Here is a 14,369-nt window from a genome sequence, read left to right as displayed (position 1 = left end):
CCTCGGCGCGGGCCAATCGACCGCGCCGATTCTTTCCCGATGGACGCAAACTTTGGAAAATTCTGCCTGTCTCCGGCCGATAGTCCATATAATTTGTAGAATACATGAATGCTGTCGGCGCCACCAATAGCAGGACTGCCAATCGGGTCTGATCCCGCCCACTCGAAAGGATTTCTCATGAGCAGCGTTATCAGGCTCGCAGAGCCCCAGGACATCGCCCACCGCATCGCCAGCGAGGACGAGGCGCTGGCCGTCGCCCGTACATTGGCCGCTGAGTTCGTGAGCGGCGCGAGCCGCCGGGATTACGAGCGGGCGCTGCCGCATGAGGAGCTGGACAGGCTTTCCGCCTCCGGCCTGCTCGCCATCACCGTTCCCGCGGACTATGGCGGCATCGATGTGTCCAACGCCGTGCTCGCCGAGGTCACGGCGATCCTGTCGGAGGCCGACAGCTCGATTGGCCAGATTCCGCAGAACCATTTCTACATTCTCGAGGCGCTCCGCCACGATGGCAGTGAGGCTCAGAAGCGCTTCTATTTCGGCCGCGCACTGGCCGGCGATCGTTTCGGCAACGCGCTTTCCGAGGTCGGCACGAAGACGGTGGGTGACTACAACACCCGCATCGCGCCCGACGGCGCGGGTTTTCGCATCAATGGGCGAAAATTCTATTCGACGGGCGTGCTCTTTGCCCATTGGGTGGTGATCTTCGCGCTCGACGCGCAGGACCGCCTCACCATGTCCTTCGTTCCGCGCGGCACCGAGGGGATCGAGATCGTCGACGATTGGGATGGTTTCGGCCAGCGTACGACAGGCAGCGGCACGACGATCCTGCGCGACGTCTATGTGCCGGCCGATGCCGTCGTGCCACATCAGAAGGGTTTCGAGCGCCCCGGCACGATCGGTTCCGTCGGCCAGATCATTCATGCCGGCGTCGATCTCGGCATTGCGCGTGCGGCCCTTAAGGAGACGATCGGCTACGTTCGCGACAAGGCGCGACCGTGGACTGACAGCGGCGTCGAGCGCGCGGCGGATGATCCGCTGACCATCGCCCGCATCGGCGAACTCGCCATCCGCGTCGAGGCGGCCGAGGCGACGCTAGAGCGGGCCGGGCGCAAGGTCGATCAGGCGCAGGTCAATCTCACCGCGGACAATGCTGTCGCCGCGACGCTTTCGGTGGCCGCCGCCAAGGTGCTGACGAGCGAGCTCGCCATCGACGCCACCAATGTGCTGTTCGAGCTGGCAGGCACCTCCTCCACCAAGCGTGGCCTCAATCTCGAGCGCCACTGGCGCAACGCCCGAACCCATACGCTGCATGATCCCGTGCGTTGGAAGTATCACGTGGTCGGCAACTATCACCTCAATGGCGTCACGCCGCCGAAGAACGGCGCGCTCTGAAATCCAGCCTCGTGGTGGGGGTGGTCACCTGGTCGCAATCCCCCTGGGGTTGCGGCCTTTTTTATCGGCACTGCGACGGCGTCGAGATCGAATGGATCTCTTTTCCGGGGCGGCGGCCCGCAATCAGGAAAGCCATTCCAGAAATTAATCTATATAAAAGATAGAATTTCTGTATTTGAATGAGGAAGGCGCTATCTTCGCCCCGGTCGATGCCTTCAGGCATCCTCGTTTGCTGGAGAGACCCATGGCACGCCACATCCGCTTCAACGCCTTCGACATGAACTGCGTGGGCCACCAGTCCCCCGGCCTCTGGGCGCATCCGCGCGACAAGTCCTGGAAATACAAGGACCTGGACTATTGGCAGGACCTCGCCCGCACGCTGGAGCGGGGCGTTTTCGACGGCATCTTCATCGCAGACGTCATCGGCTATTACGATGTCTACAAGGGCTCAAACTACCATGCGATCCACCAGGCCGCACAGCTTCCGGTGAATGATCCGCTTCAGCTTGCAGCCCCCATCGCGCTTGCCACCGAGCATCTCGGCATCGGCATCACCGCCTCCACCTCCTTCGAGCACCCCTACACCTTCGCCCGCCGCCTCGCGACGGCGGACCATCACTCCAAGGGGCGGATCGGCTGGAACATCGTCACCTCCTATCTGGAGAGTGGGGCGAAGAATATCGGCCAAGGCGGCCTGCGCCGGCACGACAATCGCTACGAGGTCGCCGCCGAATATGTCGAGGTGCTCTACAAGCTGCTCGAAGGCTCCTGGGAGGAGGGGGCGGTGGTGCGCGACGGAGACCGGCGCATCTTCACCCACCCGGAAAAGGTCCACGAGATCGGTCACAAGGGCAAGTATTTCGAGGTGCCGGGCTACGGCCTCACCGAGCCCTCGCCGCAGCGGACACCGGTTCTCTACCAGGCCGGCGCCTCCGGTCCGGGCAAGGCGTTTGCCGCAGCCCATGCCGAATGCATCTTCGTCGCCGCGCCGACGAAATCGGTGCTGAAGGCCTATGTCGCCGATATCCGCCAGCGCATTGCCGCCGCCGGCCGCGATCCGAAGAAGGTCTATATCTACACGCTCGTCACCGTCATTACCGACGAGACCGAGGAAAAGGCGCAGAAGAAGTTCGAGGACTACAGGAGCTATGTGTCCTATGACGGCTCGCTGACCTTCATGTCCGGCTGGAGCGGCATCGATTTCGGCCAGTATGCGCCCACGGATGTGGTCGAGAAGATCGAGACCAATGCCATCCATTCCTTCGTCGAGCACATTGCCGGCGGCGACAAGTCATGGACCATCGACGAGCTTGCGCAGTTCGGCGGCATCGGCGGCATGGGACCCGTTTTCGTCGGCTCGCCGGAGCGCATCGCCGATATCCTCCAGGAATGGGTGGCCGATACGGATGTCGACGGTTTCAACCTCGCCTATGCGGTGACGCCGGACAGTTTCGAGGACGTCGTTGCCCATATTGTGCCGGAACTGCAGAAGCGCGGTGCCTATCCGACGGCCTACAAGCCGGGTACATTGCGAGAGAAGCTGTTCGGCGATGGACCCTACCTACCGAAAACCCATCCGGCCGACGGTTACCGTGATATCGAAGCCGTGAAGCGGCGCGATGCCGAACGTGTTCCGGCACTGAAATCGATAGGCGCGTAAAGCAGTGTCAATGCCGATGTCCGTTGTGGACGTGACTATGGACCAAAGCCGCGCAACGCCCGTCATTGCCATCATCGGTGGCGGCTTCACGGGGGCTGCCTGTGCTTATCATCTCGCCGGTAGGCTTGCCGGCGATGCCACCACGATCGTCGTCTTCGAGCCGCGGTCGCTGCTCGGCGGCGGCCTTGCCTATGATACGGATGAACGGGCACACCGCATCAACGTGCCGGCATCGCGCATGACGCTGGTGCCCGACGACGGGGAGCATTTTAAGCGCTGGCTCGAAACTAGCGGCGCCCTTGCCGATGACCCGGAGGCCGTCACGCTGGATGGGCACGCCTTTGCACGCCGCTCGGCCTTCGGCCGTTATGTCGCCGACAGCCTCGCTCCCCTTGTCGCCAGCGGCGTAATTGAGCATCGGCGCAGCCGCGTTCGGGCGTTGACAAAGGCATCGTCCGGCCTCTGGAACATTGTGGCGGAAGATGGTTCGGTTCTGGAGGCCGATATCATCGTTATCGCGACGACGCATCCCAGCCCGCAGCCGCCAGCCGCCGTCGATCGCGTTCTTGCCGGCCATGCCGGCTACGTTCCCGATGCCACGGTGCCCGGCGCCCTCTCCAGCATCGACTCTGAGGACAGAGTGCTGATCGTGGGAACGGGGCTGACGGCGGCCGATGTGATCGCGACGCTCGACGCCGGCGGCCATCGTGGGCTTATCACCGCCGTCTCGCGCCGCGGGCTTCGCTCGCGCGGGCACAATCTGTCGGCACAGGAGCCGTTCGGCGAGTTCCTCACCCCGCCCGTTCGCTCTGCACGGGCCTTGCTGCGGCGGGTCCGCGATAGCCTGGCTGAAGCGGCGGCCGCTGGGGTGAGCTGGCATGCGGTTTTCGACCGGGTTCGCGGGCAGGGCGGCGACATCTGGCGCGGCTTGCCGGTCGCCGAGCGCCGCCGCCTCGTGCGCTTCCTGCGGCCCTATTGGGACGTGCACCGCTTCCGCATAGCGCCCCAGCTGGAGGCGGTCATCGACCGGCGTCTGGCGAATGGCACACTCGCCTTCCACGCAGCCGCCATATCCGCCGTGAACCGTTCGGCGGACGGCGGAATCGTCGTGGATTTTCGATCGCGCCATAGTCGGGAGCTGTTCCAGCGGCAGGTCGACAGCGTGATCATCACCACCGGCCCCGGCCATGCCGCTGTCCTTTCAAGTCAGCCCTTTCTGGCAAATCTCGCTGAAGCGGGCGATTTGCAACCTGATGCCGTCGGCCTCGGCCTTGCCGTCGACGAGCAAAGCCGCGCCATCCGAGCGGATGGGCGCGCGACCGAGACCCTTTACGTCGCTGGCCCTTTGGCACGCGGGACGTTCGGCGAATTGATGGGGCTGCCGCAAGTAACGGAACATGCGGTCCTCGTCGCGGAGAACGTTGCGCGGACAGTGCGAACCAAGTTGGCGCCTTTCTCGATTCCGCCTGGGCTCAATCTCGAACGGTCTCTATCCGATTCTTTCAGGTCCTGACCGCCAATTTCCGCCGTACAGGTTTGGGGACAGGGACCTGCGCACTATCTGCGACATCTCTGTATCGAGGTTCAGCTTTTCAAACGAGACCGTCAGGCCTGATTTCGGCAGTCTCGCGCTCAACCACGAGATAACGCTGGTGATCGAAACGCAGATGGTCCTGCCATCCAAATTTCCTCACTGGAGACGCTCAGGATTTTTGCGCCAGAGCACGGTGAAGGAAGCTGTTGAGGCGCTCGACTGCCGCTCCCGTGGATCGGGAATTGCACAGGATGCTGATTTCCAGATCATCCAGCAGCGGCAGCCCTTCATTGGGTCCGATGATGCGTAAGGATGGCGGCACGCTGCAGAGCGCCAGACCGGCAACGGCGAGCCCCGCCTGCACGACGGCGACCAGGCCCAGGAGGCTCGCGCTCGAATAGGTGCATCGATAGGCGCGGTCACCGTCGGAGAGGGCTTTCAGGACGTTGATCCGGGCGGTACAGCCTGGTTCGAACAGGGCGACGGGGAGCGGGTCGCTGTCCCAGGCGATATGGGACGGCGATGCGACCCAGACGAAGGGCTCCCGTCTCAACACCTCGACGGGCTGCCCCGCCAGGCGCGTGACGATGGCCAGGTCGATCCGCGCGTCCTCGATCGCCTTCGTCAAGGCGGTCGAGGGCTCGCATATGAGTTCGACCGTGACCCGCGGATGCTCCGCCGCGAACTGCGCCAGCACCGGCGGCAGCAGGAAGGCCGCGTAATCGTCGGGAACGCCGAGGCGGACGCTGCCGCTCTCCTCCGGCCGTGTGACGCTCGCCCATGCCTCGTCCGACAGTTTCAGGAGCCGCCGGGCATGGACCAGGAAGTCCGAGCCGGCCGCATTGGGGCTGACCGCCTTCGGTCCCCGGATCAGGAGCTTTTTGCCGATGGTCTGCTCCAGCCGCTGCATCTGCATGCTGACGGCCGACTGGCTGCGGCCAATCCGGGGCGCGGCATTGGAAAAGCTGCCCGTTTCGACAACGGCAACAAAGGTTCGCAGCAGCTCGATATCCAGGAGGTTCGTCATAGCGCTATCAGCATAACGAATAGCGTTCGCCAAATCTATTCGTTTGATTGAGGTGCGGCGAGCCGCAATATGGCCTTTCAACGTGCTTGGAGGGACCCGCATGGACAGAACGCCCGACACCCGCTTCCCTGCCGCAAAACTCGTGGCGGCGATGATGATCGTCGGCACCGTCGGGGCATTTGCGACCGAGGCCGGCCTCGATCCGGTCACGACGGTTTTCTGGCGATGCGCCTTCGGAACCGTCTTTCTCGGTGCCTGGTGCCTGATCCGCGGCTATCTGCCGGACCGCAGCCTCTCGCCGGCCCGCCTGGCGCTCGCCGCCCTTGGCGGTGTCTGCATGGTCTTGAGCTGGATCGCGTTCTTTGCCGGATTTGCGATGACATCGATCGCCACGACGACGATCGTCTATCATATCCAGCCCTTCTTCGTGGTTCTGATCGGTGTTCTATTCTTAAAGGAGCGGAGTACGTCCGACCAGATGACCTGGATGGTCGGGGCGTTCGTTGGCGTCGTTCTCGCGAGTGGGCTCGTCGGTTCTTCCGGCACGGTCGGCATGAGTTGGGTGGCCGGGATCGCCCTGACACTCGCGGCGGCGCTGCTGTATGCGATCGCGACGATTCTGGCGAAAGGTCTCGCACAACAACGCCCGGAGGTGACGGCCCTGTGCCAGACGATCGTCGGCGTCGTCCTGCTTGCACCCTTCGCTGATCTGTTCGGTTCCGTTCCGGCGGCGTCATGGGGGTGGCTTCTCGGTATTGGCATCATGCACACGGGCATTGCCTATGTGTTGATGTATTCCGCCTATCCGAACCTGTCGACGCCGGTTATCGGGGTGCTGACCTTCATCTATCCGCTCGTCGCGATCATCATTGATTGGGTCGTCTATGGCCATCCGCTCGGAGTGGCACAGGCGCTCGGCATGATGCTGATTGCGCTAGGAACGCTTGGCGTGCGACTGGGCTGGCGCTTTCCCGGCGGCAGGACGGCGCCTGTTTAGGCAAGGAGCCCTACAAGGACAGTAGCGGACATATACAGCGCACCGGTGCGTTGGTCGCATTACGTCAGGCTGGTCTCCCGGCGGCGCGATGTTCAGAAAAGTGCTCGTGCTTCTGCGATATCCACGACGCGCATGGGCTTTTTACCGGCTCAGTTGGAGGGAGGCCTGCGTGGCAAGGATAGGAGATAGATGGATTCCGGTATCGGTACACGGTTTGCGTGCCTGGCATGCCTCGCTAACGTTTGGTGACGAGAACCTTGTGAAGGGTACAACCTTCACCCTCATTGCCTCCCGCAGGAAAAGCCGGTAACGTTGCAGGGTATTCGCGTTCAGCTTGTAACATTTATTACCTGCGTGCTGTTCCCACCCCGCTTGATTTTCCTGCGGCCGAGGCGACCAGGGCAAATTCCAAGCCGGTCTCACGCGGTCTCCGCATCCAGTTGGGGGTTGGATTGCACAGGCAGCAGCATCTGTACCGATACCGGACGGGTATCGTGTCGCTTTCCGTTCTGACCGTCCCGCTTTTGGCGGGTGGCCTCCTTGTGGCCCAGTCTGGCATGTCGCTCGCTGATCCTCTTGATCGCGGCGCAAGGCCGGTCGCCGGTTCGGTCGTCGATCAGAAGCTGGGCGAGGAGGTGCGTTTCGTCGATCTGTCGAATTGGCAGGATGTCGTGCGCCATCAGAACCTTCTGGGCGGCGATCTCCTGCGCACCAACGCGACCGGACAGCTGGCGATTCTCTTTGCCGATCGCACGCAGGTGCGGCTCGGGCGCAATTCCACCCTTCAGGTCAAGCAGATGGCGCCGGCCGGTGACACGATGCTCAACCTCGAAAGCGGCACGATGTGGGCGCGCGCCGAGCGGGGCGGGCAGGGGCTGGCGGTCGAGACCCCGGCGGCGACAGCGGCGATCCGCGGCACGGATTGGTCGCTGACGGTTCAGGGTGACAAGACCTCGCTGATCGTGCTCGAAGGCCAGGTCGAACTGAAGAACGATTATGGCAGTGTCCAGGTGGCGCAGGGCGAAGCGGCCGTTGCCACGCTCGGTCAGGCGCCGCAGAAACTCGTGATCGTGACGCCCGACGATCGTGAGCAGATGCTCTTCTATATTACGCTGCGCGACGGTTTCACCTTCATGCCGGCCAACCCGCTGCCGGTCAGGGAGATGCGTGTGCAAGACGCGCGGGTCCAGGCGATTGCACCCGAACGGCGAAGCGCGGAAGATTGGCTAACGCTTGCGGAGACGCGCTTCAGCCTCGAAGGGCGGGGGCCGGCTCTGGAGGCGTTGGCCGAAGCCCGCAAGAGGCCGATGACGCGCGCAGGCAAGGCGCGCGTGGCTTATCTCAACGCGATCATCGCCGGCGCGGAAAAGCGCTATGGCGATGCGGCCCGCTTTTTTGCAGAGGCGATGCCCGCTCTTGACCCGAAGCGCCGGGCAATTGCGGCCTATGGCGAATATTACGCACGAACGCTCGCCAATCCCAAGCTCGCTCTGAAGCCGCCGACGGAGGTGCGCGATCCCTATTCGGCCGTCATGAAAGCCTATACCGCTGGTTTCCTGGAGGATATCCCGGCGGCGGTTGCGACCATCAAGGCGGCGGAAGCGCGTTTTCCCGGGGAATCGTCGCTGCCGGCAATCCGCGCGCTTCTTGCCCAGCTCACCAACGACCGCGCACAGATGCGCGAGGCGATTGATCAGGCCCTGGCGATCGACCCGGACGATGCGTTGGCCCTTATCGCCCGTGCGCGGTTACGCGGGGATTTCGAGGGGAACATAGAGGCTGCGCTTGCGGACCTCGACCGCGCCGCGACGCTCATGCCGGGATCGTCCATGGTGTGGAACGATATCGGCCTCGCCCAGAGTGCCCGCGGTGATGAGCGCAGGGCCGAAGCGGCGATGAAGCGTTCGATCGCACTCGATCCGGAAAGCGCGATCGGCCACGCCAATCTGGCCATCTTCTATCTCGACCAGTCACGGATGAAGGACGCGAAGCGCGAGATCGATCTCGCGATTGCCGCCGATCCGTCCTTCAGCATCGCTTTCCTGGCGCGCGGACGATATTATTTGCAGACTGGCGAGATCGACAAGGCGCTGGACGATCTTCTGGCGGCCTCGACAGCCAATCCGGCCCATTCGCAATCCCAGCTCATGCTGGCTGCCGCGCATTATGAAGGCGGTGCCCGTGAGCCGGGGCAACAGGCCCTCGACAATGCCGACCGGTTGGACAAGAACGATCGGGTCATCTCCGAAATGCGGACCGCCATTGCCATCGATGACTATGATGCGCCCGGCGCGATCCACTATGCTCAGGAATATCTTCGTCGCTCGCGGGCGCAGGGCGGCCAGTTTGCGTCGCTGCAGGCGAATCAGCGGGCCGGATCGACGCTGAATGCCGCCTTCCGCCTGCAAGGGCTGAATGCCTGGGGACAATACTACGGTGACGCCGTCTTCGATCCCTTCGCCGGCAGCGCCTATATGGACCAGGTGCTGCGCGGTGGCGCTTCTCCGCTGGTGAGCTCCTATCTTCCCGGCGACGACGTCATTACCGACAATCCGAACAGCACGGCGTTCTCGTCGTTTTTCCAGGGCCTGCTGTTCAACCCTCACCTCGTTTCCAGCCGGTCCCGCGGCACCTCGCTCCTGAACCGTCCTTTCTTCGAGGGGTCGGTCGGCATCGGCACGACGCTCAATCCGGGCACCGAGGGCTGGCTGGGTTCGCTGGATTTCCAGAGTTATTCGAACGAGCCGGTGCCGTTCAGCAGCAATCTGAGCCTGCAATATTCGAAATCGCCTGACGATACGCGCCATATCGACAATGGTATTTTTGCCCGCGATATCGATACCGACTTGGACATCCTGAGCTTCAACGGCTACCTGACGTCCACGGTCACGCCGGATGACAGTCTGGTCGCCTATGCGAGCCACAGCACCAACGCCTTCGCGTTTGGCCTTCCCTATCTGAACGATTTCTTTCCCGGGCAAACCTACGGGGTCGATACGACGTTCACGACGGGCGGCCTGGGCTGGAGCCACACGATCGACTACCGCAACGTCGTGAATGCGGCACTCTTGTATTCGTCATTCGATTTTGAACGCTCGCTTGGGGAGTTGATACCGCCGGTATTTACCAAGACAACTCTGGGCTTCGGTCAGAAAAGTTATGTCGCGGCACTCAATCATACGGTCGAAAGCGACGATCTTATCTGCCGGTACGGCGTGGAAGGCGGCCTCCTCAGCAATGTGACGAGCCTGGAGTTTTCGGCAACGGGCATTCCGACGGCCAGAGCCTCGACGCAGGACGACAGCTATTTCGCAAAGGCCTATGTCGATCTCACGCAGGAGATCACCCCGGATCTGAAGGCCGAATACGGACTGTTCGCGACGATCTGGGGCGGGGGCAACGGCAATGATTCGAAACATCTCGACCCGAGGATCGGGCTCGCCTGGACACCGGCCGAGGGGCATTGGCTGCGGGCCGGTTACATCCGCCAGAGTATGGACGCGACGACGCCGACACTGGCACCGATCGGCATCGTCGGCTTGCAGCCCAACGAATTCAGCGTGGGGGCTGACGGATATGCCGACACCCTGGCCTTGAAATGGGATGCGGAATGGACCGACCGGTTCTTCACCACGCTCGACTACCAGCATCAGATGTTCAACGATCTGACGATCAGCGACGCCCTGATCATATCGAATCTTGGTTTCGACAAGGCGACGGCGGATCGTGTTGCGATGACCGCCAATCTGGCGCTGGACTATGGCTTCGGCCTGTCGGCGACCTATGCCCTTACCTTCTCGGAGGACAAGGATGCGGCAAGCCCGTCGTTCGGACGTGACCTTCCCTTCCTGCCACGGCATACCGGACAGGTCGCAGTGACCTATGTCAGCGAAGCGAATGTGAAGGCGACGATTGCTGCCAACTATATCGGCGAGCGGTATGCAGATCCCACCGCGCGGAAGCTGGACGACTACTGGACGCTCGATGCGAACCTGACCTGGGAGCCGTTCGACAAGAACGTTATTTTCGAGGCGAGCGCCTACAATCTTCTCGATGAGAAGTTCGAGGTGACGCCCGGCTGGAATGGCTGGGGCCGTGTCTTCAAGGGCATGGTCAAATTCCGCTTCTGACGTTCGCCCGGTACGTCTTCCGCGGGGGGCAGGCCGTGCGCTACGCCACATCCTTCAGGCGGCTTGCTGCGGGGGCGACAGCCGCCGGAATCTGCCTGAGCACCTCGATCGCCAGCGCACGGGCGTTTTCCTGCGCCTTGTCGAGATTGCTGACGCGCTTGGCATCCATCGAATAGAGCGTGCCGCCGCAGCCGAAGATGTCGCGGAAGGCAGAGCGTTCGATGATCGGGGTTTCCAGCAGGTGCACGCGGCGGGCGGCGAGCAGGTCTTTCACGGCATTCATCGCGCGCGTCGTCACCATGGAATTGACACGGGTGAGCACGACCGAATGGCGGATGCGGATATCGGCCTTGTCTTCGAGATATTGCAGGAGTTCAATGACATTGGCGCCGCCCTGGGCGTCCATCGCCGAGCCCTGTACGGGGATCAGCACATAGTCAGCATGGCCGACGGCCTTGGCGAGCAGGGAACTGCGCGAACCCGGCAGGTCGATCAGCACGAAATCGGCGCGGTTTTTTTCCTCGGCGAGCTGCCGGTCGATCGTGCTCATCGTGACATAGGGAACGACGTTCAGGCGCCTGCCGAGCGCGTCCTCGGAATTTTCGTACCAGCGAGTGATCCAGTGCTGCGGGTCGGCGTCGAGCACCGAGACGCGAAAGCCGAGGCGGGCAAGCTCTGTCGCAAGCAAAAGCACCGCGGTCGTCTTGCCGGCGCCGCCCTTGGTGTTGGCGAAGGTGATGACGGGCATGGCCTCTCCGGATCGGTTCGTGAGCCGGTCATCGCTCGAACAAACACCCTGCATGGTGTCTCTTCACTGTCGCCAATTATGGTTAACGGCTGGTGAAAATGCCTATCGGCGCCGGTCGGCTGCGAGGATTTCGCGGGCGAGCTGATCGAGTGGCAGGATCCTGTCGACGCCGCCATGCGCGATGGCTTCCTTCGGCATGCCGAAGACGATGGAGCTCGCCTCGTCCTGCGCCACCGTATAGGCGCCGGCCTGGTGCATCTCGGCCATGCCGCGGGCGCCGTCGTCGCCCATGCCGGTCATGATGACGCCCATGGCGTTTGCCCCTGCCGCACGGGCGGCGGAGCGGAAGAGCACGTCGACGGAGGGCCGGTGGCGCGAGACGAGCGGGCCCTCGCGCACAGCGACATGGTAGCGCGCGCCCTGCCGCTCCAGCATCATGTGCCGGTCGCCGGGGGCGATCAGCACATGGCCGCGCAGCACGGGATCGCCGTGCACCGCTTCCTTAACCTCGACCTCGCAGAGGCTGTTCAGCCGCTTGGCGAAGGCAGCGGTGAATTTTTCCGGCATGTGCTGGACGATGACGATGCCCGGCGCGTTGGCCGGCAGCTGTTCCAGGAGAACGCGCAGCGCCTCCGTGCCGCCGGTCGAGGCGCCGATGCAGGCGACCATTTCCGTCGTCTTGGCCATGGCGCGGCCGGTCGGCGGGGGCAGCACGGCATCGGCGGTGAGCTTGGCGGTCGGACCGCTTGCGGCGGCGCTGCGGCGGTTCGTGCCGAGGCGGGCGACGGCCGCCCCTTTGACCGCCTCGCGGATGCGGGTGCCTGATTCGGCCAGGTGGTCGGCCGCGCCGATCTTCGGTTTCAGGATGATATCGACCGCGCCGGCTTCCAGCGCCTGCATCAGCGTCTCGGAGCCTTCCTCGGTCAGTGAGGAGCACATGACGACCGGGATCGGCCGCTGCGACATGATCTTGCGCAGGAAGGTGATGCCGTCCATGCGCGGCATTTCGACATCGAGCGTGATGACGTCGGGCAGTTCTTCCTGGATCTTCTTCGCCGCCATGAAGGGGTCGGAGGCCGCGCCCATCACTTCGATCTCGGGGTCCTCTTCCAGCACATGGGTCAGCGCCTGACGCACGCTTGCGGAATCGTCGATGATGAGAACGCGGATTTTGCGGCCGGGAAGGGGCATCAGATCTTCTTGAAAACCGTGTTGGCGACCTGGCGCACCGGCAGGGAAATGCCGGTGACCGTTTCGGAGTGCCCCACATAGAGATAGCCGCCCGGAATGAGGCAGTCGCACAGCCGCGACAGCACCTTGGCCTGCGTCGGCTTGTCGAAATAGATCAGCACGTTGCGGCAGAAGATCATGTGCATCGGCTCGCCCACCTTATAGGCGCTGTCCATGAGGTTCATGCGGGCAAAGCCGATGGTCGCGCGCAGCCGCGGATGAATGCGCACCTCGCCGCGCGCGGCATCGCGCGAAACCATCACATAGCGCCGCTGCACCTCCGCCGGCACGGGCTGGACCATATCGCGCGGATAAACGCCGCGGCGGGCGGCCTGCAGCACGTCGGTCGAAAGGTCGGTCGCGAGAATGCGATAGTCGATGCCGGGCGTATTGTCGGCGAAATCCTGCAGCACCATCGCCATCGTATAGGGCTCGGCACCGATGGAGCAGGCGGCACTCCACAGGCGCAGCCGCTTGTGTCCGGCAGCCGCGAGCTCCGGCAGGCCTGTGTGCTCCATGAACTCGAAATGCTTCGGCTCGCGGAAGAAATCCGTCTTGTTGGTCGTCACGGCGTCGATCAGGAAGATTGCCTCCTTCTCGATGCCGCCGTGCTTGAAGATATAGTCGCAATAGGCGTTGAAGTTGGGGATGCCGGTCGCCCTGAGGCGGCGCCGCAGGCGGCCTTCCAGCATGGTCAGCTTCGTGATTGGCATCTTGATGCCGCTATAGTCGTAAATGTAGCGCGACAGCGCCTCGAAATTCCGGCTGCTCAAGCCGTCTTCGCTCGCCTGCGCCCGCAATGCTGCTCCCACGCCGTTCTCCTGAATTATGCCGTGGCGGCGAGGCGGTTTGCCGACCCCATCATCGCCACTTCCGCGCCGGAGAAGAGGCGGGCGAGATCGACGATGACGACGAAGCCGCCGTTGCGGCGCACGACGCCGGCAATGTAATCGGAGGGCCAGCGCACGCCGATGTCAGGCGCACCCTCGATCTCCTCGTCGCGGAAGGGAATGACCTCGTAGACGCGGTCGGCGACAAGTCCCAGCGTCAGGGTCTTCTCGCCGATCGGCACGTCGAGCACGAGCGCCCGCGTGTGCGGCGTCTTCTCCGTCTTCGTCATGCCCAGACGAAGACGGAGATCGATGACCGGCACGCCCTGGCCGCGCACGTCCCTGAGGCCGAGCAGGTAGTCCGGCCCATGCGGGATCCTGAAGGCATCCTCATGGTCGAGGATTTCCCGGACCACGGAGACGGGGACCGCGAAAACCTCGTTGTCGAGGGAGAAGGTGACGTACTGGGATTCGGAGGACGTGCCGGCCATGATCAAGCGCTTTCCCTGAAGTCTGCGTCGTCGGCATCCGGGCCGCCCATCGACATGTCCAAGGCAAAACCGCGGGCACGGGCCTGTTGGGCATTGATGCTGTTGTCGGATCTGCGGGCCGGCGCGGCGGCCGGTTTTACCGCCGGGCGGGTGGCGACCGGGGCCGGGCGGCGCTGGGCGGAGGCTGGTGCACCGGCGGCGCGGTCGACGCGGAAGAAGGCGATGGAGGCCTGAAGTTCCTCGGCCTGGGCCGCGAGTTCTTCCGACGTGCCGGACATCTCTTCCGATGCACCGGCGTTCTGCTGGGTCACCTTGTCGAGCTGCTGGATC

Annotated in this window: 10 protein-coding genes and 1 pseudogene; 5 read left to right on the top strand and 6 right to left on the bottom strand. The window is 63.4% G+C overall.

Going from position 1 to position 14,369, the window contains the following annotated elements; genetic code table 11:
* The first annotated feature begins 177 nt into the window (after positions 1-177).
* The 3 genes from D0Y60_RS24245 to D0Y60_RS24235 all read left to right on the top strand — a co-directional run bounded on the left by D0Y60_RS24245 (position 178) and on the right by D0Y60_RS24235 (position 4,565).
* Positions 178-1,392, top strand: a complete 1,215-nt coding sequence (locus D0Y60_RS24245; protein ID WP_117372546.1) for an SfnB family sulfur acquisition oxidoreductase — start codon at positions 178-180, stop codon at positions 1,390-1,392.
* 244 nt (positions 1,393-1,636) lie between these two features.
* Entirely contained in the window at positions 1,637-3,052 is a 1,416-nt protein-coding gene (locus D0Y60_RS24240) for an LLM class flavin-dependent oxidoreductase (protein WP_117372545.1), read from the top strand.
* A 37-nt stretch (positions 3,053-3,089) separates the two neighbouring features.
* A complete protein-coding gene (locus D0Y60_RS24235) occupies positions 3,090-4,565 on the top strand; it encodes an FAD/NAD(P)-binding protein (protein WP_199564275.1) in 1,476 nt (491 codons plus the stop codon).
* Between the two features lie 190 nt (positions 4,566-4,755).
* Here D0Y60_RS24235 and D0Y60_RS24230 read toward each other — a convergent pair whose 3' ends face one another.
* Positions 4,756-5,613 carry a LysR substrate-binding domain-containing protein gene (locus D0Y60_RS24230; RefSeq protein ID WP_117372543.1) on the bottom strand — a complete coding sequence of 286 codons (858 nt, stop codon included), beginning with the start codon at positions 5,611-5,613 and terminating at the stop codon, positions 4,756-4,758.
* Between the two features lie 151 nt (positions 5,614-5,764).
* On the opposite strand from D0Y60_RS24230, the gene D0Y60_RS24225 reads away from it, so the two are divergent.
* Complete coding sequence (locus tag D0Y60_RS24225) at positions 5,765-6,610, top strand: DMT family transporter (protein ID WP_245409298.1); 846 nt, start codon at positions 5,765-5,767, stop codon at positions 6,608-6,610.
* Positions 6,611-7,104: 494 nt separating this feature from the next.
* On the top strand, positions 7,105-10,740 hold the full coding sequence (locus tag D0Y60_RS24220) for a FecR domain-containing protein (protein ID WP_348627868.1): 3,636 nt from the start codon (positions 7,105-7,107) through the stop codon (positions 10,738-10,740).
* Positions 10,741-10,780: 40 nt separating this feature from the next.
* Here D0Y60_RS24220 and D0Y60_RS24215 read toward each other — a convergent pair whose 3' ends face one another.
* From D0Y60_RS24215 to D0Y60_RS24195, 5 genes and pseudogenes are all read right to left on the bottom strand, one after another.
* Positions 10,781-11,488, bottom strand: coding sequence for a ParA family protein (locus D0Y60_RS24215; protein ID WP_117372541.1), 708 nt, complete (start codon positions 11,486-11,488; stop codon positions 10,781-10,783).
* Positions 11,489-11,590: 102 nt separating this feature from the next.
* Positions 11,591-12,679, bottom strand: a complete 1,089-nt coding sequence (locus D0Y60_RS24210) for a chemotaxis response regulator protein-glutamate methylesterase (RefSeq protein ID WP_117372540.1) — start codon at positions 12,677-12,679, stop codon at positions 11,591-11,593.
* Entirely contained in the window at positions 12,679-13,530 is an 852-nt protein-coding gene (locus D0Y60_RS24205) for a protein-glutamate O-methyltransferase CheR (protein ID WP_199564274.1), read from the bottom strand. Before D0Y60_RS24205 ends, D0Y60_RS24210 begins: the two co-directional genes overlap by 1 nt.
* A 14-nt stretch (positions 13,531-13,544) precedes the next feature.
* Positions 13,545-14,039 carry a chemotaxis protein CheW gene (locus D0Y60_RS24200; protein ID WP_117372538.1) on the bottom strand — a complete coding sequence of 165 codons (495 nt, stop codon included), beginning with the start codon at positions 14,037-14,039 and terminating at the stop codon, positions 13,545-13,547.
* A gap of 2 nt (positions 14,040-14,041) precedes the next feature.
* Positions 14,042-14,369: pseudogene (locus tag D0Y60_RS24195) on the bottom strand (methyl-accepting chemotaxis protein); the annotation flags it as partial.

Origin of the sequence: Shinella sp. WSJ-2, assembly GCF_003432075.1 — a bacterium.
Classification (GTDB): domain Bacteria; phylum Pseudomonadota; class Alphaproteobacteria; order Rhizobiales; family Rhizobiaceae; genus Shinella.
Note: the sequence above shows the minus strand (reverse complement) of the source record. Positions and strands in the feature narration are given on the sequence as shown.

Excerpts from the sequence above, each read along its gene's own strand:
- D0Y60_RS24245 (WP_117372546.1), top strand. The coding sequence starts at position 178 with ATGAGCAGCGTTATCAGGCTCGCAGAGCCCCAGGACATCGCCCACCGC.
- D0Y60_RS24240 (WP_117372545.1), top strand. The coding sequence starts at position 1,637 with ATGGCACGCCACATCCGCTTCAACGCCTTCGACATGAACTGCGTGGGC.
- D0Y60_RS24235 (WP_199564275.1), top strand. The coding sequence starts at position 3,090 with ATGGACCAAAGCCGCGCAACGCCCGTCATTGCCATCATCGGTGGCGGC.
- D0Y60_RS24230 (WP_117372543.1), bottom strand. The coding sequence starts at position 5,613 with ATGACGAACCTCCTGGATATCGAGCTGCTGCGAACCTTTGTTGCCGTT.
- D0Y60_RS24225 (WP_245409298.1), top strand. The coding sequence starts at position 5,765 with ATGATGATCGTCGGCACCGTCGGGGCATTTGCGACCGAGGCCGGCCTC.
- D0Y60_RS24215 (WP_117372541.1), bottom strand. The coding sequence starts at position 11,488 with ATGCCCGTCATCACCTTCGCCAACACCAAGGGCGGCGCCGGCAAGACG.
- D0Y60_RS24210 (WP_117372540.1), bottom strand. The coding sequence starts at position 12,679 with ATGCCCCTTCCCGGCCGCAAAATCCGCGTTCTCATCATCGACGATTCC.
- D0Y60_RS24200 (WP_117372538.1), bottom strand. The coding sequence starts at position 14,039 with ATGGCCGGCACGTCCTCCGAATCCCAGTACGTCACCTTCTCCCTCGAC.